This is a genomic window from Singulisphaera rosea (genome assembly GCF_054877945.1).
Genome location: NZ_JBTYIP020000012.1, coordinates 197485 through 220170 on the forward strand (window position 1 = coordinate 197485; position 22686 = coordinate 220170).

Consider the following 22686-nt stretch of genomic DNA (forward strand, 5'->3'; position numbering starts at 1 on the left):
GGACTGGTACTGCTTATTCGCCCCTGGAGCCTTCGACCGATGACGCGGCGCGCGACCGAACCCGATGGTGGAACGTCCTGCGTGACCTTGGGAATGAGCCCCAGCTTCGGGTTCGGCGACCGGATCGGCCTCGCCACGCCCGGGCATGTCGAGGCCATGCGGCGGGCCGGGGAGGGTATCGAGCCGATCTTCCCGCAGCAGTCGATCCGGGAGATGGCGAGGACGAGTCGTTCGCCCCGCGAGGTGATGGACGACGCCATCAACGGGATGCGACAGGCCGGATGGCCCGGGCGTACCGGCGCGGACGCGGACCATTTGAAGACGCCCGAGGATGTCGACGCGACGGCCGCCGTCGGCTTCACGTTCTTCACCATCGACCCGTCCGCCTACGTCGACGCCCGCGCCGACGATTACGACGAGGCGACGCTCCGCCAGCGGTTCTCCGCCATCGCCGAGGAGGTGAGCTGGCTCGGGACCTATTGCGGCAAGACGGTCGGCCTCTCGTCGGGGACCGTGCTGGAACTGGACGAGCTCTCATGCCTCCGGGCCGCCGTGAAGTACGGCAAAGCCTTGAATCACACCCTCGCCCTCGCCGACCACATCGCGAAGGTGAACGAAAAGGCCGGGCGCGACTACGAGATCGAGCTGAGCGTCGACGAGACCGACCAGCCGACCACCCTGGCGGAGCACTTCATCATCGCCGACCAGTGCCTCGGGCGTGGGATGAAGCTCGTGAGCCTGGCCCCGCGTTACATCGGCGAGTTCGAGAAGGGGGTCGACTACAAGGGGGACCTCGCCGCGCTCGAGGCCTCGCTCCGTGACCACGCGGCGATCGCATCGTCCCTCGGCCCTTACAAGTTGAGTCTGCACTCGGGCTCCGACAAGCTCTCGATCTACGGGGCTCTCGCCCGGGCCACGAACGGCCGCTTCCACGTAAAAACGGCTGGCACGAGCTACCTGGAGGCCCTGCGGGTCGTGGCCCGGCACGACGAGGCGCTGTTCCGCCGGATCGTCGACTTTGCTCGAGGGCGTTACGACACCGACAAGGCCACCTATCACGTCTCGGCGACCCTGGCGTCCGCACCACCCGCGTCGGACGTGTCCGACATCGCGGAGCTCGAGAGCCTGTACCTGGAACACTGGGCCGACGTCCCCGAAGGCCGAGGATTCACGAAGCCCGGCCGTCAGATCCTCCATTGCACGTTCGGGTCGGTCCTGACGAACCCAGAGCTCGGGCCCGCGGTCAATGGGGTCCTCGAACAACACGCCGGCACCTACACCGAAGTGCTGGCGGACCATTTCGCCCGGCACCTCGAGGCGTTGCGGTCCGGGATGTAATTCAAGGGTAACGACGATTCGATCCGTTTCTCCACGAGGGAATTGCGGCGATGGCTGAGAGCTACTTGGATCGACTCTTCGGGCTATCCGGCCAGGTGGCCGTGGTCGTCGGCGGGACGGGAGTCCTGGGAGGCGCCCTGGCCGAAGGCTTGGCGCAAGCCGGGGCGTCGGTCGTCGTCGCCGGTCGAGACCCGGAGAAGGGTGCCGTACGAGTCCGCGAGATCGAGGCCCTCGGCGGCCGCGCGGCATTCCTGCCCGTCGACGTGACGAAGCGCGAGTCGATCGACGCGCTACTCGGCCAGGTGCTCGAGACCCAGGGCCGGGTTGATATGCTCATCAACGGCGCGGGCGTGAACAGCGCCAGCCCCTACCTCGACGTGAAGGACGAGGACTGGGACCGCGTCTTCGACAGCAATCTCAAGGCGGTCCACTGGGGCTGCCAGCTCTTCGGCCGGCACATGGGGGGGAACGGCGGCGGTTCGATCCTGAACATCGCCAGCGTCACCGCGCACCTGCCGTTGTCACGGGTCTTCGCATATTCGGCCGCGAAGGCGGCCGTCGTCAACCTTACGCAGAACGTGGCCCGCGAGTTCGCCCCCGTCGGCGTGAGGGTCAACGCCCTCTGCCCGGGTTTCTTCCCGGCCGAGCAGAACCGCAAGATCCTCGACGCCACACGCACCGAGAACATCATGCGAGGAACGCCGATGGCCCGTTTCGGCGAGCCCCACGAGCTCGTCGGCGCCACGATCCTGATGCTCTCGCGCCAGGCGGGGAGTTTCATCACGGGCGCGACCTACTATGTCGACGGCGGCTTCACCGGGATGAGATTCTGATCCCATCGACGAGTTGAGACGAGGCGAGTCCATGCCCATCCGATCGAGCGTCACCGTCAGCCTCGTCCCCGAAGCGCGAGGCGGTCCCTTCATCTTCTGGGACGACCTCGCGCACGCCTGCCTGCGGGCCAGGGAGCTCGGCTTCGACGCGATCGAAATCTTCCCACCGTCCCCCGACGCCGTCGACCCGACGACCCTGAGACAGCTCCTCGACGACCACGGCCTGGGCCTCGCGGCCGTCGGCACGGGCGCCGGGTGGGTCAAGAGTCGGCTGCACCTTGTCCTCCCCGATGCCTTGGCCCGGGCCAAGGCCCGGGCCTTCATCCGCGCGATTATCGACTTCGCCGGACGCCTCGGGGCGCCGGCGATCATCGGCTCGATGCAAGGCCGCAGCGGGGTCGACGGAGTGGACCACCCGACCGCGACGAGTTATCTGGCCGACGCCCTCGAGGAGCTCGGCGAACACGCCAAGCCCTACGGCGTTCCGCTGATTTACGAGCCGTTGAATCGATACGAAACGAATATGGCGAACACGCTGGATCGCGGGGTCGAGCTGGTCCGCTCGCTCTCGACCCAGAACGTCGTGCTCCTCGCCGACCTCTTTCACATGAACATCGAGGAAGCCAACCTCCCGGAGGCCATCCGGGGCGCCGCCGGCCACATCGGACACGTCCATTTCGTGGACTCGAATCGTCGGCCGGCCGGCGATGGACACCTCGACTATCCGCCGATCGTCCGGGCGCTCGAAGAGATCGGTTACCAGGGCTATGCGTCCGCCGAGGCGTTCCCCTATCCCGATCAGGACGCCGCCGCCTCGAGCACGATCGCGTCGTTCCGCAAATACTTCCGCTCAGGCTCGGCCTGAGTCGAATCCATCACAGGGGGAGAGTGCCTGGGATGCTCAAGCATCGGTTGATTCACCCGAAAATCAACGAAGTCATCGGCCGCGCCGGCCACCATTCGCGGATCCTGATCGCGGACGGCAACTATCCGGCCTGGTCCAAGAAGGGGCCGAATTCCGAGGTCGTCTCGCTCAACCTCATGCCCGGCCTGGTTTCCTGCACCCAGGTGCTCGAGGCGGTCCTCTCCGCGGTCCCCATCGAAGAGATCAACACGATGATGTACGAGACCACCGGTCCGTACGCATTGACCGAAGATCCCCCGGTCTGGGACCAGTACCGAGACGTGATCCGGACGTCAGGGCTCGCCCTCGACCTTCAACCGATCGAGAAGTGGAGCTTCTACGACGCGGTCGCAACCCCCGACCATGTCCTGACAATCCAAACCGGCGACCAACAGCGGTTCGCGAACATCCTTCTCTCGATCGGCGTCCGAATGGAGTGACCGACCATGCGCCCCAGAGTCGACGCGCACCAGCATTTCTGGAAGCTCGACCTCCCGTTCGACTACCGCTGGCTCGACCTCCCGCAGCACGCGCCGATCCGTCGCGACTTCCTGCCCGAGGATCTCGAACCGAAGCTCCGCGCGGCGGGGATCGACCGCTCGATCTTCGTCCAGACCCAGCACAACCTCGCCGAGAACCGCTGGGCCCTCGGCCTGGCCGAGGCGCACCCGTTCCTCGCCGGCGTCGTGGGCTGGATCGACCTCGCCAGCCGGGACTGCGAGTCGCAACTCCTCGAATTCAACGACCACCCCAAATTCGTCGGCGTCCGACACATCACCCAGGACGAGCCCGACGACGACTTCATCGTCCGCGACGACGTCATGCGCGGCCTCCACGTCCTCGAAACGCATGAAGTCCCGTTCGACCTGCTCTTTTATCTCAAACACTTGAAACACGTTCCGACCCTGGCGCGACAGCTCCCCGGCCTACCGATGGTGATCGATCACCTCGCGAAGCCCCGAATCAAGGAGCATCGCACCGACGACTGGCTCCCGCAACTCCGCGCGGCCTCGGCCTTCCCCAACGTGTACTGCAAACTCTCCGGCATGATCACGGAAGCCGACTGGCAGGGATGGAAGGCCGACGACCTGAAGCCCTATGTCCACGCGGCACTCGATAGCTTCGGCCCCGAGCGGCTCATGTACGGGTCCGACTGGCCGGTCTGCGAATTAGCGGGGACCTACGAGGACGTGCACGAGGCCTTCGTCGAAGCCCTCGGCCCCGTCAGCTCAACGGAGCGGGCGCAAATCTACGGCGGAACGGCCGAGAGATTCTATCGCCTCTCGATGTGAATGGCGGTCTTCGGTGACGTCTGCGCGGGACGCGTGACCTCACGAGGCAGCAAACCTCGGCCGCGTTTGATCCGTCCGGCCCGAGCGGGTCAGGTTTCTGTGGCCACTTCGAACGATGCGACCGACGCGTGCCGGGGAAGCCCTCCGGATGGCTTGATGAATGGACCGCGATTGCAATAGGACCTGGCGTTTCTTGACCGACCTGGAGTCATGCCATGCGACGGTTGACGAATTGTCTGCTCGGGGCGTTGCTGCTTATCCTGTCGGTCGCAGAATCCTTGTACGCTCAGGAACAAACCGACGGCTTTACGTCGAACAGCCGAACGTTTCGACCGGTGGTGCGGGGCACGCGGTATGCTGTCTCGTCGATGAAACAGGAGGCAACCCGAGCCGCCGCGCGGATCCTGGAATCAGGTGGCAACGCGTTCGACGCCATTGTGGCCGGGCAGGCCGTGCTGGCGCTGGTGAATCCCGAGTCCAATGGTCTGGGCGCCGACGCGGTCGTCCTTGTCTACCACGCAGGCGAAAAGCGGGTCTACTCGATCAACGCCGAGGGGACCGCACCAAAGCTGGCGACGATCGATTGGTACAACAAGAACAATGGCGGCAAGATTCCCGACAGTGACGGACTGCTGTCCGCGTCACTGCCCGGCGTGATCGATGCGTGGTATATCCTGCTCGATCGCTGGGGGACCATGTCGTTTGCCCAAGTGCTGGAGCAAGCCATCGACATCGCCGAAAACGGCTTCCCCATGGGCGATGGTTTGGCACACTCGATCGCCGGCTCGAAAAAGATCCAGAAATATCCAACTTCTATGAAGGTTTACTTCCCGAATGGCAAGGCCCCACGCCCCGGGGACATCTTCCGCAACGTCGATTCCGCCCGAATGCTCCGGAAGCTGGTCGAAGCCGAGCAAGCCGCGGCGGGACGAGGTCGGCACGAAGCGCTGCTCGCCGCGCGCGACCGCTTCTATAAAGGAGACATCGCCAGGACCATGGGGGAGTTCTCCGAACAGAACGGTGGCCTATATCGGTACGAGGATTTCGCGGCCTATACCGCCAAGGTTGAAACACCGGTGTCGGTGAAATATCGCGGCCACGACGTCTACAAGAACCCGTCCTCGTCCCAAGGGCCCGCCGAGCTTTTCCTGCTCAACATCCTGGAAGGCTACGACGTCAAGAGCATGGGGCACAACAGCTCGGAGTATGTCCACACGAGTGCGGAAGCGTTGAAACTCGCCTTTGCCGATCGCGAGAAGCTGGGCGACACCGACTTCGTGAGCATCCCTTACGAGGGCCTGCTCTCCAAGGCCTACGCGGCCGAGCGCCGCAAGCTCATCGATCCCAATCGTGCTTCGCTCGAAATCCGGCCCGGCCATCCCGAGCAGTTCATGAAAGTGGCGGAGACCCCTGCCCGCATCGGACACACGCACCTGGGCGACGCCGATTATTCGGAAGGCGACACGAGCTATATCGCCGCGGTCGACAGGGATCACAACATGGTGAGTTTCGAACCCAGCCTGCACAGCGGGTTCGGCACGGGCGTCGTGATGGCCGACCTGGGATTCATCTTCAACTGCCGAGGCGACTACTATTCCCTCACGCCGGGCGAACCGCGTTCACTCGAACCAGGCAAGCGCCCGCGGAGCACTCTGCAGAGCACGCTGGTGCTCAAGGACGGCCAACCCTGGTTGATCACCGGCAGCCCCGGCGGTGACGATCAGATTCATCGAACCGTCCAGACGCTCATGAACATGATCGACTTCGGCATGAACGTTCAGCAGGCGATCGAAGCTCCGCGGTGGTCGACGCGCGGATTCGCGTCCTCGGTGTTCCCGCACAACATGAGTCACCCCGGGGACTTGACGGTCGAGTCCCGTATTCCAAATGCCGTTCAGAAAGCGCTCCAGGCCAAGGGGCACGAACTGCATTCCGCGGACCCATGGTCGTTGGGTTCGAACGCGGCCATCGCCATCGATCCAAGTACAGGCGTCCTTAGCGCGGGCGCAGACCCTCGCGTCGAAGCATACGCATGGGCGGAATAGTTCCCAAGACGAAGAGGACGAAAGCAGAAAAGACCACGGGTAAGGGACATAACATCCATCGTGCAGGCCACGATACCTGCATCGCCTCGCCTTATCGTGGCGGGATTGAGCGGAGGCTTGGACGCCGGGGCAGCCATAGGGGTTCACCATGCGCGGATTAAGTCACGCAACGGTCGTCGCCCTGATCGTCGGGGCGTGGGGGGCCTCGGTTTTCGGTTGGGAGGAGATCGCGAAGCCGCCGGGGTTCATCAAGGACGTCGATGACCTGCAGGGCCGGATCGCGAAGGCGCTCCGGTCAACGAAGCCCGACTTCGTCGTCTTCGTCCCCACAGTGGAGCGCGACAAGGTCGCCGACACGGGCAACGAGCACTTCCTCGTCTTCGACGGCCCCGACGGTTCGCTGATGGCCGTCTGGACCCAAAGCTCGGTCGAGAATTCCTCCGCCGCGCTACCGCCCGACCAGCACATCGCGATCGCCCGCAGCGTCGACGAGGGCACGACCTGGACCCGGCCTCGGATCATCGCAGGGCCGAAAAGGCCGGGCGACGGCCTGATGTCGAGTTGGGGCTACCCCCTGGTCTCGAAGAAGGGGCGACTCTACGTGTTATACAGTCAGCACGTCGGCAAGTACGACACGTTCTTCCATCACACGGGATGGCTGCAAGGGATCGCCTCGGACGACGTCGGCAAGACGTGGTCGGCCCCGCAGGTGGTCCCCGTCGCGAGGAGCCTCCACGACAATCCCGACCCGACGATGCCCCCCAACATGCTTTGCTGGCAGAAACCCCTGCGGCTGGGCGAGGGCGGAAAGTACCTCGCCGGCTTCACCCGCTGGACCAGCCACGCGGTCATCCCGCACAAGATCAGCGACTGGCGCGCGGCCGACGCGCGGGTGGAGTTCATGCGGTTCGAAAATGTCGACGACTCGCCCGAGCCGCGCGACCTCAAGATCTCGTGGTTCGCCTCCGATGAAAAGGCGCTGGCCGTCCCGTTCCCCGGCCATCCAGAGTTAAGCGCATGCCAGGAACCCTCGATCGTCAAACTTCCGGATGGCCGCCTCTTCGTCGTCATGCGGACCGCGACCGGAAGCCCCTACTGGTCCCAGAGCCGCGATGGCGGCGAGAGGTGGGACCCTCCCAGGATCCTGCTGCGGAAGGACGGTGGCGCCGCCCTGCTGCACCCTCTTTCCCCTTGCCCGATTTACGACGTCGAGGGTGAGGCTGCCGGGAGCGGCAAGTACGCGCTGTTTCTCCACAACCACGACGGGCATTACAAGAACTACGGTCCGACCGACACCAGCTTTCATCGCCGGCCGATCTATCTCGCCCCCGGCCGGTTCCATCCCGGCGGAGACCAGCCTGTCTGGTTCGACGAGCCTCGGTTCTTCATGGACCACGACGGCGTCCCGCTCGGCAAGCCAGGTACGGCCGGCCGGCTCGATCTGGCTCTGTACGCCAGCTCGACCGTGCGCCACGGCAAGGCCGTGCTCTGGTATCCCGACCGCAAGTTCTTCCTCCTGGGCCGGACCATCGGCAAGGAATGGTTCGGCCCCGCGCGCTGATCAAAGTCTGTCACCCTCCAGTCGCTGCAATTCGATTTCGAGAGCCTGAAGGAAGGTGAGTTGAAAGCCAGAAAGAGGGATGCGGCGAGCAAATCCCTGGGTTCGCCCGCAAGTGTCGCATAATGGGCGATTTTCTCGATCTCCCTGAGGGTGACGTCAGTGACGCATCGGAGGAGAGATTCGCAGCCCGTCTGGAGGGCGTAGCTTGTGTGGACGGCAGTAACGTCGAGCGAGACGGAGCCACCCGCAACTTACGGTGGAACTTGATCTCGAACGTAAATGGACGACTCAGCGAGTCAATCGGACAGCCTCCCGGCCGACCTAATCGAGAAACCTCATAATCTTCATGTCTATGAAACTTTGATTTTTAGTTCTTGCCGAACGTCCCAGGAATTCGTCTCGTCAGCGGACATCGGAGGACTCCATGGCATCACGTCGAAGTTAATATGGGCGATGAGTTTTTGATAGGACTTCGGATCCTGCTTCTCGGGATGCGGAGCTCCGCGGCGCGTGTGATCATTGAACATCGGAAGGACGGGTGTATGCGAAGACACCGGATGTCTGCCCTGTTCGTCGTCAGCGCGATGATCTCGACAGGATGTCCACACTATTCGCCGACGGCATCCAGGAAGAATGTGGCCTCCGATGTCCTCGGAGGATGGAGTCACCGGGCCGAGAACAATAAGGCTCAAATCACCATCGTCTTCAACGAGGATGGGTCGTTCGTCCAGTCGATCCAAACCGGCGGGGCACATCCTCCGATCATGAATAAGTGTCATTGAATTATTGAGGATGGTTCTCCCTATGTAAGTCTCGGGAAGGCCTTGATGAAAGACTTCGACGGGAGGTGGGGACTTCATTCGACTAGCTGGCAGATGACAGATGACAGATGAGGGGAGTTTCAGCGGAGAGATGACCTTGATGCCGCTGGAGAATGAAGATCCGGATTCATGGGCCTATGTCACCAAAATCGAATAACCTGAGCATCCGAACAATTTTAGTACGACCCGAAAGGTAGGATTAGGACATGACGTAACATCAATGAATCATCCAGGACTAGTAACGAGAATCGTTCCAAGGTATGACGGCATATAACGTTTTCAGATCTCTTTGTACTTGTTCGGCCACGATTGCGGCCGTACACTCACCGAATCGTGGTCCTTTCCCTGCACATGACTTCGTGACGAGGCTAGAACACGATGTATCGGTCATTCTTGCAGGTTTCGGTGGTCGTCGCCGCCCTCTTCGCTGGTTCGGCGTGGGGTTTTCAGAAAGGCGCCGAAACACGGTCGAGCTACAAGGACACCGTTCACGGATTCATGATCGACCTGCCGAATTTTCCGGGTGCAGGCCCGAAAACTCCGGGGATGGTCTTCACGGCCGCCGGTCCGGTTCAGGATAAGTTTGCCCCGAATGTCAACGTCGTCATCCAGGCCACGTCGACCAAGGTCAAGGATTTCGTCGATTTATCCATCGGGCAGTTCAAACAACTTGGGATGAAGCTTCATAGTCAGACATTGCTGAAAGTTGCAGGGCATGAGGCCGTCATCCTGGATTATCAGGGCTCGATCAACGGCGGACGAGAACTTCGGTTCCTCTCCCTCTCCGTGATCGAGAAGGAACGGGTCGTCCTCGTCACTTGCACGACGACGCCCGACGCATTTGCCCAGGGCGAGGCCGAGTTTCGCGCCTGCCTCGACAGCCTCAAGTTCGACTAAAATGGATCGGCCGAACGTTGTACTGGTCGCGACGAAAGAGGCATTGACCTTCATAATCGCTTCCTCAAGTCCCCGTTTCCTGCCGTACTGCTCTGCATTTCAACCTCGCTTGTCGCCACAGCCTCGATCATGCACGTGATCGCTCGTGTACAATGATCTTGACGATCGAATCGAGTGCATTATTTCGGCCTCGGGAGACTTTGTTTGAGCAAGAAACGCGAAGTCCCGATGCCCGAAGCCTGGAACGACCACGCGGGCTGGAATGCTCACTACGAGTCGAGGTTCGCACTCGCTGAGCGCGCGCCTTGGGACGAGGAAATCGGCTCAATCGGGGCTGAGGAGTTGCCCTCGTTCGCCGAAGGGTTCAGGTCGCGCGGATGGATGGCGGTTTGGGTGCCAGGTTGTGGGCTGTCTCCGCTTGCCCGTCTCCTCGCCCATCTCGGGTTGCAGGTCGTCGCGACCGATGTGTCGTCGGTCGCAGTCCGGTTTCAGCAGAGCCATCAAGGCGAATTCGCCCACCTCATCGAGCACATCGGCCCACCAGACCCCGCCGGATCGTTCGCCGCGGAACGGCACGACTTTCGCGACGCTTTCCGACGAGAGGCGTTCGACCTCATTCTCAACGTCAAATCGTTCCAAGCGTTCCCGGTAGAAGACATGGCGCGAATCGCTCGCTTTCATGCGGAGGCACTCCGCGGAGGCAGGTATGCCTACTTCGACACCATGAACATCCAGGGCGAGCGGCGAGACCAGTTGGAACAGGCGTTGGAGGGGGGCGGATTCGCCGTGCCCCTGATGGCACTGAATCGGTGGTATCGGTTGGAGCTCCATAAAACACAGATCCCGCACATCTTTGTGTTAGGCCAGCCAATCATCCCCCGGGTCGGTGAGTATGCGGAGGACGACCAGAAACGGGACCGCGACATGGCTCGACTACGGGAGATCAGCGAAGATTACCGGAACCGGCTCCAGGCCGAACAAGGGGCGGAGAGGCAACGGCTAGGCCCGAAGGCCAAGGTAGCGCATGTGATCTATTCCACGGGCTAAGCGACCGATCCGATTTCTCGTTTGATCATCCACATCATCCGTTGAATTCCTGGCTTTAAAGGACGGAGCGAGATGCGTCTTTGCTGAGAAGACGAGCGTAGCACAATGCAACCTATTGGCGGAGCACACGTCACTTGCCTTAGAAGCCGATGACTGCCCACGTTTAACAAATTCAATAGATAGCAAGACACGTCAATCAGACGTCAGAAGGCTCACGCCCGACATACCGAGGCTCCACGAGACGATCCTGCAAGTCTCGAGATCGTCGTCGGAGTGCAATCGCTAGTCTGTCGAAGCAGCCTAAATTCAGAACTTTCAACAGGAGATCGCGGAACGTATGATGGCACTGTTTCAGGAAAGAAGTTCTCGGAGTCGACAATCCTATGAATCGCCAAATCTCGGCGACCTTCACTTGGTCGTCGGAAGATTATCAAGCCTCCACTCGGGGTGTGGGCATGTTTCGGATTTTAAGTTATGACTCTTTGATCAATCGGGCGGGACTCTTGATCTTCGGCCATCTCTTCCCGGCATCGGGAATCTTGGTGACCGCGATGGCGATCTCCGGGGTGGAGGGTAAGAACGGACCGATCCCAACTATCGCCATCGTGACCAGTCTTGTCGTCTCAACGTTTGCGAAAATTGTCCTTTTCCACAAATGGTATGGCCGGCGCCATGTCGCGAATCGAGCCTTCCAAGCCTCGCAACTACCTAACTTGAAAACCACGGTTCTCTTTGGACCGAACGACATCGAAACGACGAACCACCTCATCCAGCCAAGGCGATCATGGATTGCCTTCACGCAGGTCCTTGAATATCGCGATGCATTCCTAATAGTCTCCGGCGTCACCGCGGATTGGCTCCCCAAGTATGCTTTCGTCGAGCCCTTCGACGACGTCAGCTTCGCCGAGTCGGAAAGATCCCCGTTGTAACTGGCGAGCCACATTTGTTGACCTAGTCTCCGTCTCCGAACGCCAGCATTAAGTCGACCCGCGAAGTTTGGTTTTCGAGGTCGCCGGATCGTCGTGACGATTGGATCGACAGTAATGCCAGTCGAGGAAAGAAGATCATGGCAAAGTATCTCATCTCCTTCCCCAGTGTTGCCATGAATGTACCCGACAGCGAGTTGGAAGCGGTGGGTCGAGACGTTCATGCTGTGATACGCGAGGCGAAGGAAGCGGGCGTCTACGTTTTCGCCGGTGGTATTGATGAATCAGTACCGCCCGTTCTCATTTCGGCCGAAGGCTCGGTCGCTGAAGGAGGCTACTCGTGGGCGCCTCCGCTCAATGGTGGCTTCACCGTACTCGAGCTGCCTTCCAGGAAGGAGGCGATCGCATGGGCCGCACGAATCGCGAATGCGTGTCGCTGTGACCAGGAGCTTCGAGTCTTCGGGTTTGATCCGGAGTCGTGAGGACGGAATGTTGGTCCGCTCGTATTGTAGAGTCAAGGACTGCTGAAAAAGTTCGCCAGTCTTGCCAGCCCCGCCTCGCCCTTCTCACCGAACGTTCGATCTCACGCGGAAAAATTCGATCCAGGGATCGAGATGCTCATAAAACATTAGCAATTCCTTCCTACAACGATCTCAAACCCGATTTACCGTGAGTGTCCTCGAAGGCCCGGGGTTCTTTGCGCAGAAGAACACAAGGTAACAAGGCATTCGACGTTACCCAGACGTGTGGCCCTTCGAGATTATGGAGCTGACTTTGGCAAGTTCCAACGCACGACCACTCGTTCTAAAGACGGCACTTGGTATTCCAAGAGGGACAGATTGATTCCCGCAACATTCCCACCCGCCCCATGGTTCTCCGGTTGGACCGAATCCTTCTACGGGACATCCACCGTCGATCGAACCCGGACGCTCGGCGGCCAGCCGGGCCTTGCTACGTCCGCAGCCTCGTGACAAGGCGAGCGATCATGCGGCCAGACAGGTTTGGATGATCGAACGAGGCCGATCTTACCAGGAGTTTCGCAACATGAAACATGCTCGTTCGCGTCGTGCAAGCCACCCCCGCGCGGGGTTGCTGAAGGGCGCGATGGTCGTGCTGAGTTGTCTGAGTGGTTGCGGAGAGTCCGTCCTTCCTTCGGTCGGTGTGGAGACCTATCCGGTGGCGGGCAAGGTTGTTCGTGGTGATGGGTCACCGCTCCCTGGTGGCATCGTCACCTTCGTCTCGGGCGATCCGAAGGCACCGCGGGCGAGCGGGCCGATTGCCGGAGATGGAACGTTTAGCCTCAACACCGATGGAATTTCTCCCGGTGCGCCGGCCGGTACGTTCAAGGTCCGGATCGAGCTCGACCCCGAGGGGGATGCACGAGCCCTCCAGTCGAAGCGAGGCCGGCCATTTCCGGCCAAGTACCTGAAGGAGTCGACCTCCCTGTTGACCGCAACGGTGGAGCCCAAAAGTTCCAACGAATTCACCTTCACGCTCAAGTGAGTCATGCGTTTTGACTCGTTGACTCGAGCCTGAAATCCCCTGGTTTTCCTTGGAGAACTTCCCCCCCATGAGTTCGCCATCCCCCCTGCGCGCCCGAAGATCGGGCTTCACGCTGATCGAACTCCTCGTCGTGATCGCGATCATCGCCGTCTTGATCGCACTGCTCCTCCCCGCCGTGCAGGCCGCTCGCGAGGCCGCCAGGCGCACCCAGTGCACCAACAACCTGAAACAAATCGGGCTGGCGATCCACAACTACGAGAACACGAACAGCAGCCTGCCGCCGTCCGGCCAAGGCTCGAACTTCGCCAACAGCCCGCCGACCACGATCTTCGACGAGCCTGGCCTGTTCGTCCGCTTGCTCCCTTACCTGGAGGGAAGCAACATCGCGAACGCCTACAACTTCAGCCTGCCGTATACCCATACGTCGGGTTCGAACAAGACGGCCTGCGGGACCGCGCTCAACGTCTATCTCTGCCCCTCCTCGGCCCGCGAGTCGAGCGGTGGCATCGACAGCCTCGACCCGGCCGAGGCGTCGTTGCCGGCGAGCCTCCGGATTGGCTATGGCGTGCAGGATTACGGTGCGCCTTGTTACACCGACATCAGCGCCAACGGCACCACCGGCGGCGTCGGCGCGACGGCAATCACCCCCTACCGCAATAATCCGGACCGCGCCGACGGCCTGCTCAAGGTCAGCCAGACCCGCGTCTCGGAGTGCACGGACGGCCTGAGCAATACGTTCGCGGTCGCCGAGGACGCCGGTCGCGACTCGCGGTACATCGCTAATACGCAGTTCGCCAACGGGAACAGCTCGTTCGCCATCAAGATCCCCGCCCGCGACCAGTATTTCGACGCCGGACTCCCCCGACGATTCTGGCGCTGGGCCGAGGCCGATGGTGCCTTCGGCGTCTCCGGACAGATCAACAACAACAAGTCCCGGATCAGCCTCGCCCGATACTCAACCTCGTACCCCGCGGCCGGCGTCGACCCCACCGACGGCCTCAACAAGGTCAACAACAACGCCGCCAATAACGACGAGATCTTCAGCTTCCACCCCGGCGGCGCGAACATCCTCTTCGGCGACGGTAGCGTCAAGTTCCTCAAGGATTCGACCAACCTCGTCGTCCTCAGAGGCCTCGTCACCCCCAAGGGAGGCGAAGTCATTTCCGCCGACGCCTTCTGACCTTGCTCTCTCAGACGGCGCAAACTCTCACTCGCTCCTCGAGGTGGATCGGTCCCTCACGATTCGATCTCCTCGGGGTCATGGAGCACACTGGCCGTCTTCGAAAAACCACACCTTGAGGAAGGAAAGTCTCCGCGACTCCACGACCACTGCAAGAGCCGGCCACCTGCGAGAATTTGCAGGTGGCCGGTTCCTTTGTGTCCTCGGTTGATGTGCGGACCTGTAAGGCTAACGGCCAGGCTCAAGAGCCGGGGCCGCCCCTGCATCGGGGGTCGAGACGGAGTCCCAGATCACTGTACGTTCGGGCAGATCGTCTCCTTGCTGCCATTCCCGTTCGTGGAACTTCCTGCCCGTAAGCACGAGCCGCGCCCCGTCCCTGGTGAAGGAGACGGGGACGGCCCAGACACCCGTGGAACTTGTCATCCTCTCGAGGGATTGAAACTCCATAAGGCTCTTGGTGGGCCGGTTCGCCGCGTCGAGCGGGAGGGAGAGGAGCCGGATTCCGGTGGAGACGTCCCAGATGACGACTTCCTGCCGCCCGGCGGCGGCGAGTCGGCGGCCGTCCGGGCTGAACGCGACGCCGAAGGCCGCGCCGGGCAGCGTACGGGCCTCGCGACCGGCGGCGACGTCCCAGAGCTTCACCTCACCGTCGGGTGCATTCGGGGACGCCGGGGGGTGGTCGCGGTCGCTGACGCAGCAGGAGGCGAGCAACCGCCCGTTGGGGCTGAACGCGACGTCCACGGGCATCCCGGTATGGCCCTCGAACGTCCGGCGCATCCAGCCGTTCAGCGTGTCGAACACCCGCACGGTGTTGTGCACGCTGCCGGCCGCGAGCAGCCGGCCGTCGGGGCTCGGCGCCACCCGCACCCCGATCTGGTAATACCCCCCCGTGAGGGCTCGGGCAATCTCGCCCGTTCCCGAGTCGAGATAGACGACCGAACGCGGCACCGTGAGGCTCGCGTTCTCGGGGAATCCGCGACGGGGACCGACGACCGCGATCAGGTATTTCGAGTCGAGGGTATAGGACAGCGCCACGACCGATCGGAGCTTGATCGTCCGGCCCGACGTGACGCTCCGCGCGTCCCAGAGATGGACCTCGTCCTCGCGGTCGGCGCAGGCGAACTGCTTCCCGTCCGGCCGGTAGGCGGCCACGTCGAAATATCGCGATCCGACATCGCCGAGGTGGAAGAGGGACTTGCCCGAATCGACGTCGAGGACGTGATTCCCGGGCAGCACGGTGAGGATCCGTCGCCCGTCCGGCGCCATCGCGCCCCCGACGTTCAGGGTGCGGACCCGGACCGCTTGCAACGGGTCGGTCACCTGGATAGTCCCTCCCCTCGGGGATATGAATCGGGTCCCCCGAGGCGCGAAGAGGCCCGACGAGTTGTCTCGATCGTCGCGAGCCGACTTCCCATCGGACAGGTCCCAGACCATCCCGCGAGCCGCCAACTGGAGCCCGTCGGCCCGGAAGCTGACCCTCGCGAACGGTTGGTTGATGGAGGATCCTCCCTTGAGGAGCCTCGGTTCCTTGTCGTTCTTCGCATCATAGAGGCGGACCCCGTCGGCGGTCTCGATCGCAATATGCTCGGACGCCGGGTCGAAGGCTAATCGGTCGCCGGCGGACGCGGTCACGATCAGGCGACGGAGGACGCTCCCGTCGGACGTCTTCCGGATCTCGAGCCCCTCGGTGGTAGATACGGCGACGAGGGATCCGTCGGGCGAAAGGGCGAGGTTGGTGGGCATTGCGTCATCCTTGTGCCCCGAAGTTGCCACGGGGGTCCCCTTCGCAGGGTCCAGCAGGACGAATTGGCCCTTCCCCGCCACGGCGACTCGCGAGCCGTCGAGGTTCGTCGCGAGTCGTTCGGCCCCTTCAAAAGCCTGGGCCAGGATGCGGGTGTCCGCCCCCTTCGTCGGATCCCAGGAGCGGAGCGGGCCCTCGCGTGTGAGGAGCAGGATCTCTCGGGTACGCGGGGCGAAAGCCAGGTCGGTCGCGTGGAAGGCCTGGGAGTTGCCGTCGCGGGAGGCCGGCAGGACGGACGAGACTCCCCTCGCGAGGTCGCAGACCGCCGCCGATCCGTCCTGACCGGCGAGCGCGATCCGGCTCCCGTCGGGGCTGAACGCCAGTCGCCCCGCCGGCGCGTCGGCCGAGAAGACCTCCTTCAAGGTGCCATCGACAAGCCTCAAACTCCGGACCGCCCCGCGTGTCCCGGTCGGTTCGTTGCGGTCCTTCGGTGGCACGGAGAACTTGGCGGCGATCGCGACGTTCTCGGCGCCCCGATCGAAGGCAACCGCGGTGATCTCGGCGGCGTCCGCGAACCCGACCGGGGACGGCGGCGGCGGGACGCGCAGGTGATTCCACTCCCAGCCGCGGAGCTTGGGATCCGTCGACTCGAGGCGAGTCCTCCGGGCTTCGCCGCCGACCAAAGAGGCGGCCATCAACTCTTCGGAGTAGCGCCGAACGGCCTCCGGATCGCTCACGGCGATCTCCGGGCCGAATTCGCCGAGGGATCGATAGAACGAAACGAAGCCCCATGCCTTGATCACGACGAACGAGGCGGCGACGACTGCGACCAGGCCCGCCGCGTGGATCCACACCGCGGCCGTCATGAGGCTGCGCTGACGCTTCGTCCAGTCGGCCCGGCGCGTGGTCGCGAGGATCGCCGCCGACTCCCAGAACCACGGAGCGGATCCGAGACTCGGAGACTCGTTCCAACGTTTGGCACGCTCGGCAAGCTTACGGCCCGCCCAGTTCTTTGGCGGCTGCCGAGGCTTCGGGAGCGGGTCGATGGTCGGGTCGGCGAGCGGGTGGACGGGCCTCGCCACGGGTGAAATCGCGGCGTCGATGTCGGCGGCGTCAGGCAGGTGGCCCGCCAGGCCGTCGCCGTCAGCCCGGTCGACGCGGAGGTCGTCGGCCTCGAAGGCGGCGAAAGAGTAGACCTCGGTGTCGGTAGGAAGCGCGATCACGGCCTCCCCACGATCGTTGAGCGCCGGAGGGGCTTCGGGCTTCGGGGCGGCGGGTCTGGCGGTCTCGGGCACTTTGTCGCGGAGCGTCGGCAGGTCCGGATACTCCGCCAAAAACGCCTCGCGATCCGGGGCTCGGCCGTGCCGGCAGGCCGTCCGGTATTCGGCGACAACCAAGGCCAACCTCACCGCGGCCTGGGCGGCGAGCTCGGGATGGTCGCGGAAATATTCCGACAGGGGACGGGGCGTCCCCCGATCCCATCGGCGACGCTGATCGACCCGGACCACTTCCGCGCGATCGCGCAGGCTGGCTTCGGGATGGGCTCGCAGGAATCTGCGCGGCTCGGGCGGCGTACCCTCGCGATCCCAGAGACGCGAGAATTGCGTGGCCAAGCTCTCACCGGCGGATTGGGTAGGTTCGAGGGGGGGCATACTCTCTCCGGGCGGTACGACCTTACGGGCTATCGGGACGGTCCGAGGGCTCATGGCCATTCCCGGCTCGTTCCAGGAATCCATACTGATAAAATTGATCGTGAGTGCCCCAAGGCGATCCGGGCAGTCCCGTCTCTACGCGAGTTCCCACGATCTTCGGCCGGTCTCAAGGCGTACCGGCTCTGGGGGGTGCGGGCCCGCCATTGTGGCGCGGTCTCGGCGCGAACCGGCTGGCCTTGCCGGCGGTCAGCCGACGGCCCTCGTGGTCGAAGCGGATCGAATCGCCCCCGTCGCCGGGGAGGGTTAAGACTCGGATGCCGGTGTCGATGTCCCAGAAGGTGGCGAATCGCCCCTTGCCGGTCGTGGCCAGCCTCGAGCCGTCGGGATCGAACGTGATCGCTTCGCTGGGTCCGTCCAGCTCGTGGACCAGCCGACCCTTTGGCAGTTCCCAGATCCGGACAAGCCCCTTTGACTCTGCCATGGCCACCAGGCGGTCATCGCCGCTGAAGGCGATGGCCGCCTCGTGGGGCGGCTGGGTGCCAAGCTCGGCGACGGGCCGCCCGGTGTCGGTTTCGAGGATGAGGAGTGGAGGATTGCCGCCCCAGAGTGCGAACAGCTTCGCGGAGGGGCTGAACGCGACCGAGAAGTCCGGCGAATATCTCCTCCGGTCGGACCACAGGACGGTCCCGCGGTCGGTGTCCCAGACCGCAATGGGGACGAGGCCGTCCCCGACGTCGTCCATCGATCGCGGGACGAACCGCACGGTCGGGATCAGGCTGTTGACGCCCGCCACGGCATCCCCCTGCCGGCCGCGAGTCAGGAGTCGCGTCGAGCCGGGGGCGGGGGCGGGGAACATTCGCGGCAGGGAGTTCTCCGCGAAACCAGGGATGGTCCGGAGGGCCTGACCCGAGAAGTCATCGACAACGACGAGGGACGATTCACGGCCGTATGCGTAGTTTCGGCCCCCCGACTCGAACCGGAATTTGCGTGCCCTCATCGGGTTGAAATCCGGGTCCGAGTCGACGGCCGTGGGGCGGACAACACGACCGTTCGAGACGTCGCGCACCGATCGCTCCGGACCCACGACGGCCAGGCGGCCATCGGGGCTGAAGCGGAACCAGCGATTGGAGTCGTCGTAGCTCGCGGGTGCGGTCCAGAGCTGCCGGCCGGAATCGACGTCCCAGACCGTGAGCTCGTAGGGACCGGTCGGGTTCGGGTTCCCGGGAGTGCCTCGGACAAGGACGAGCTGCGAACCTTCGGGGGCGAAGATCGCTGCGACAGCCGGCCGGCTCGCGTACGAGTCGATTCGGGTCTCGATCCGTCGGCCCGCACGGACGGCTCGGACAATGACGGAGTCATTCTCCTTCGAGGCGATGACGATGGAACCGTCGGGGGCCGCGGTGTGGGCGAGCGTGGTTGGGGCTTCGAGGAGGGCCGAAACGTCGTAGTAGCCTCCGGAGTTGGAGGCGTTCCGGGCCAGGCCGGCGCGGACGAGTCCGTCGAGGTGTCGCCACTCCCAGCCTCGCAGACTTGGATCGCACCGGGCGAGCAGGATGGCGGCCAGGTCGATCGCTCCGCCGCGTTGGGCCTCCTGGGCATCTCCCAACCTCGCAGCGTATTCGCGTGCGGCCAGGGTCCTCGACCGCAGCTCGGCGCTGTTACGAATCCGCTCCACCTCCCGACGCTCGGCCTTGAGGCGGACGAACCCCCAGAGACCAGAGACGGTGAGGCCGAGAAGAAACAGCCCGAAGGCCGACCCGGCGAGATGCCAGCGGTCGGCCGACCGCATCATGCGACGCTGGTGGTCGGTCCAGTCGGCCTTGCGGGTCCGCCGACGGATCTCGACCCACTCTCTCCAAGAAGGGAGGAGCCTGACCTGGGGCCGGTCCCACCAGAGCGCCGACCGCTCGGCGAGGACGATCTCGGCACGCCCGGCGGGGGTTTCCCGCTTCAGCTTCCCGAGCCATTGGCGGATGATCGGTACCCAGTGGTCGTGGGCGAGTTGATAGAGGTCGTCGGGCCGCCCCCGCGCCCGACCTGTGCCGGGGTCGTCCGCCGCGAAGTCATAGACCGAACCGGGCGAGGGCGCGTCCTCCGACTCGGCCGCGCGGGATGCGGTGATCAACCGGAGCTCGCCGTCGAGGATCTTGATCAGGTCCGCCAGGGCGGAGGGCTTCCCCACGAGCCCGGCCGCCTCGGCCAGCTCGCGATGGCTCCGGCGATGTCCGCGGAGGTCCGAGGCGGACCGGGGCAGCAGTGACTGCAGCAGGAGCCTGGCCGGGCCGGAGAGCGTGCGGTGGCCCGGGTTCGCGGCGCTCGTGCCGAGCTGCTCGTCGAGGAAGGCCACGCCGATCCCCTCCGCCCCGCCGATGGCTTTCAGCGTCGCGGGCACCCAGGCCCGCTCCTTGGCCATCTCGGCGAACAGGGCGATCCGGACGGGCACGACCTTCTCCCCCTGGGCGAGGGCCGCCACGGCCTGCTCGAGGAACTCGCGATGGGCGTCGGTCGCCCGGCTCGGGTCCGCGGGGAGCCGGCCGAGAGCCCGCCCGAACCGCGCGAGGACCGCAAGCGCGTGCGCCTGGTCGAACAGCCCCAGGGCGGCGAAGTTCTGGCCTTGGACGAGGGGGACCTCGATGTCCGCCATGAAGCCCGTCGCGGCCAGGGCGTAGTCATCCCTCGCCAGGAGCAGGCACTGGACACGTCCCCCGTCGCACTGGCGAATCGCACGCACGAGCGGCGCGTCGCGCTCGGGCCCGTGGGCGAAGAGCCATTGCTCGAACTGGTCGATCACGATCAGGAACTTGCGGCCCGCGGGCGGGCCATGTCCGCGCCTCAGGTCGGCGATCATCCCGGCCGGGTCGCCCGCCTCGGGCAAATTCGGACACCGCCTGGCGATCGCCTTTGCCAGCGCCGCCTCGGACTCGTCGAAAGTGGCCTCGACATAGATGGGGATGACGTGGGCCGCCAGGCGAGGTAGCAGCCCCGCACGTACGAGCGAGGACTTGCCGCATCCCGAGGGCCCGAGCAGGAGGCCGACGCGGAATGTCTCCGCGGCGTCGATCTCCTCGGTACGGTCCTTCCAGAATCGGAGCGAGTCTGGCAGGCCATCGCGGCCTCGAGGCCCCGGGAGCAACTCCGGGTAACTCTCGGCGTCGTCGGCCCCGAACGACCGCAGGCCCGGCGGGACGATGCGGGTTTCGCCCCCCTCGCTCGAGTCGTAGCCGGCCCTCCCGGCCCCGGCTCCCGTGCGCGAACGCTCCCAGTTGAGCAGGTCCTCGGCGAGCTGCTTCGCCGTCACGTAGCGGTCGGAGGCACGCTTAGCCATAGACTTCAGGCAGATCCGTTCAAGCTCGGCCGGGGTGGTCGGCTCGACCTGCGCGGGCGGGGTCGGCTCGTCGCTTCCGATCCTTGCGAGCAGGACTCTGAGGTCCTTACCGCGGAAGGGCCTTTCGCCGGTAAGCAGCTCGTAGAGCACTGCGCCCAGGCTGTAAACGTCGGAGCGGCGGTCGACTCGGTGTCCCTCACCCCTCGCCTGCTCGGGGCTCATGTAGGCCGGGGTCCCGGCGAAGCCCGACCCCTTGCCGAAGTCCTCGTCGCGGAGGGCCAGCCCGAAGTCGGCCACATGCGGCTTGCCGTCGGCCTCGATCAGGATATTCGCCGGCTTGATGTCGCGGTGGACGAGCCCGCGCTCATGGGCATGGTGGAGCGCCTCGGCCGCGAGTGCAATGATTGCCGCGGCCTCGGCCGCCGAGGGTCGGCTCCGCTTCACCACGGCCTCGAGGTCCGGTCCCTCGACGTACTGCGAGACGCAATAGCATCCCCCATCGGCCGTCCTCCCGGCGTCGTAGACCCGGACGATCCCCGGGTGGTCGAGCCTCGCCAGGGATCGGGCCTCGTCCAGGTACTCTCGGATCCGCTCTTCGGACACGACCCGATCCCGCCGCGGCACCTTGATGGCGACATACCGTTCCAATTGCGGGTCGAACGCGAGGTGCACCTCGCCGAACGCTCCCCGGCCGATCGTGCGGACGACCACGTAACGCCCGATGGTCTCGGCCTTGGCCTTCTCTCGCGACGTCGCCGCGCCGGGCGGACTGCCGGTCGAAGCCTTGGCTCCCGGGACCTGGCTCTTCGTCGTCGACTGGCGGGGCAGGGACGTGGCTGTCGCCCCCGGATCTCGCACGTGGGAACCGTCGGCTTCCGGTGATCGGGCTAGCAACGCCGTGATCCCCGGGTCCGGAGAGGGCGTCGCGGCGGCATCCCCGACCGACGCCCGCGAGACGGTGCTCTCGGGCGTTGGAGTATGGGTCGCGGCCTCGGCCTCGGCCGGTCCCTTCGTCATCGTGGCGTCCCTGGCCGGCGTGCGGTGGGCCTCGGGCAGGCCCAACACCAAGTCCGGGTCGATCGGTGACTCTTCGGCGGCCCGACCGCCGCTCACAGGGCTCCTACCCGACTCGCGGGTCCCCTTGTGTCCTCGGTATTCCTCGCGGAGCTCGGCTTCGACCTTCGGGAGAAATCGCGACAGTTCGACGCGAACAGGCTCGGGGGCGGAGGCCACGAAGTCTTCGATCCGCGGCCGCCTTCCCAGGCGCCAGGCCTCCTTGAAGCGGTTGATCTCGGCGGCGAGGGCCGCTCGATTGTTCGGCTGTGCATGGCTCATGGGAAAAGGCGGGGGTCCTGTTCCGTCGAGAATGTCCCGGTCACGGGAAGACGCCGACTCGGGCTCGACGAGCCCGCCCCGAGATCATCGGGTGCATCCGGCGATTGGGGTGGGGTGAGGCCGAGCGTCGTCGAGCGGGGAGCCCGCCCTGGCTTAGCACGTCCCACTCAGCTCCTTTTCCTCCGCTGACGGGTCTTATCGTGCCGAAATCCATCATTACCGGGGCCTAACGGACATGGATTAGGGTCCTGTGTGGACAATCCAAAGATGTTTTTTATCATGGCCG

The 22686-nt window shown here is 64.2% G+C and carries 15 protein-coding genes; 13 read left to right on the plus strand and 2 right to left on the minus strand.

The window, feature by feature from the left end:
* Positions 1-39: 39 nt before the first annotated feature.
* The 13 genes from ACYOEI_RS20905 to ACYOEI_RS20965 all read left to right on the plus strand — a co-directional run bounded on the left by ACYOEI_RS20905 (position 40) and on the right by ACYOEI_RS20965 (position 14347).
* Entirely contained in the window at positions 40-1338 is a 1299-nt protein-coding gene (locus ACYOEI_RS20905; protein ID WP_462851503.1) for a tagaturonate epimerase family protein, read from the plus strand.
* Positions 1339-1388: 50 nt separating this feature from the next.
* A complete protein-coding gene (locus ACYOEI_RS20910) occupies positions 1389-2171 on the plus strand; it encodes an SDR family NAD(P)-dependent oxidoreductase (protein ID WP_462851504.1) in 783 nt (260 codons plus the stop codon).
* A 31-nt stretch (positions 2172-2202) separates the two neighbouring features.
* Positions 2203-3036 (plus strand): TIM barrel protein, encoded by an 834-nt coding sequence (locus ACYOEI_RS20915; RefSeq protein WP_462851505.1) that lies wholly within the window; start codon positions 2203-2205, stop codon positions 3034-3036.
* 32 nt (positions 3037-3068) lie between these two features.
* Positions 3069-3515: an RbsD/FucU family protein gene (locus ACYOEI_RS20920; protein WP_462851506.1), complete on the plus strand. Its 447-nt coding sequence runs from the start codon at positions 3069-3071 to the stop codon at positions 3513-3515.
* 6 nt (positions 3516-3521) lie between these two features.
* The gene (locus tag ACYOEI_RS20925; protein WP_462851508.1) at positions 3522-4367 is read left to right on the plus strand and encodes an amidohydrolase family protein; all 846 of its coding nucleotides are present in this window, start codon (positions 3522-3524) and stop codon (positions 4365-4367) included.
* Positions 4368-4582: 215 nt separating this feature from the next.
* Positions 4583-6412 carry a gamma-glutamyltransferase gene (ggt, locus tag ACYOEI_RS20930; RefSeq protein WP_462851509.1) on the plus strand — a complete coding sequence of 610 codons (1830 nt, stop codon included), beginning with the start codon at positions 4583-4585 and terminating at the stop codon, positions 6410-6412.
* A gap of 148 nt (positions 6413-6560) precedes the next feature.
* Positions 6561-7973 carry a sialidase family protein gene (locus ACYOEI_RS20935; protein WP_462851510.1) on the plus strand — a complete coding sequence of 471 codons (1413 nt, stop codon included), beginning with the start codon at positions 6561-6563 and terminating at the stop codon, positions 7971-7973.
* 1199 nt (positions 7974-9172) lie between these two features.
* Positions 9173-9691, plus strand: a complete 519-nt coding sequence (locus ACYOEI_RS20940; protein WP_462851511.1) for a hypothetical protein — start codon at positions 9173-9175, stop codon at positions 9689-9691.
* A gap of 204 nt (positions 9692-9895) precedes the next feature.
* Positions 9896-10738: a class I SAM-dependent methyltransferase gene (locus ACYOEI_RS20945; protein ID WP_462851512.1), complete on the plus strand. Its 843-nt coding sequence runs from the start codon at positions 9896-9898 to the stop codon at positions 10736-10738.
* Positions 10739-11121: 383 nt separating this feature from the next.
* Positions 11122-11667: a hypothetical protein gene (locus tag ACYOEI_RS20950; RefSeq protein WP_462851513.1), complete on the plus strand. Its 546-nt coding sequence runs from the start codon at positions 11122-11124 to the stop codon at positions 11665-11667.
* 137 nt (positions 11668-11804) lie between these two features.
* On the plus strand, positions 11805-12146 hold the full coding sequence (locus ACYOEI_RS20955) for a YciI family protein (RefSeq protein ID WP_462851514.1): 342 nt from the start codon (positions 11805-11807) through the stop codon (positions 12144-12146).
* Positions 12147-12708: 562 nt separating this feature from the next.
* Entirely contained in the window at positions 12709-13167 is a 459-nt protein-coding gene (locus ACYOEI_RS20960) for a hypothetical protein (RefSeq protein WP_462851515.1), read from the plus strand.
* Between the two features lie 67 nt (positions 13168-13234).
* Positions 13235-14347 (plus strand): DUF1559 family PulG-like putative transporter, encoded by a 1113-nt coding sequence (locus ACYOEI_RS20965; protein ID WP_462851516.1) that lies wholly within the window; start codon positions 13235-13237, stop codon positions 14345-14347.
* Positions 14348-14575: 228 nt separating this feature from the next.
* Here the strand turns inward: ACYOEI_RS20965 and ACYOEI_RS20970 are convergent, their stop codons facing one another.
* Together ACYOEI_RS20970 and ACYOEI_RS20975 are read right to left on the minus strand one after the other, a co-directional pair.
* Positions 14576-17740, minus strand: coding sequence for a hypothetical protein (locus ACYOEI_RS20970; RefSeq protein ID WP_462851517.1), 3165 nt, complete (start codon positions 17738-17740; stop codon positions 14576-14578).
* 166 nt (positions 17741-17906) lie between these two features.
* Entirely contained in the window at positions 17907-22400 is a 4494-nt protein-coding gene (locus ACYOEI_RS20975; RefSeq protein ID WP_462851518.1) for a WD40 repeat domain-containing serine/threonine protein kinase, read from the minus strand.
* Positions 22401-22686 lie beyond the last annotated feature (286 nt).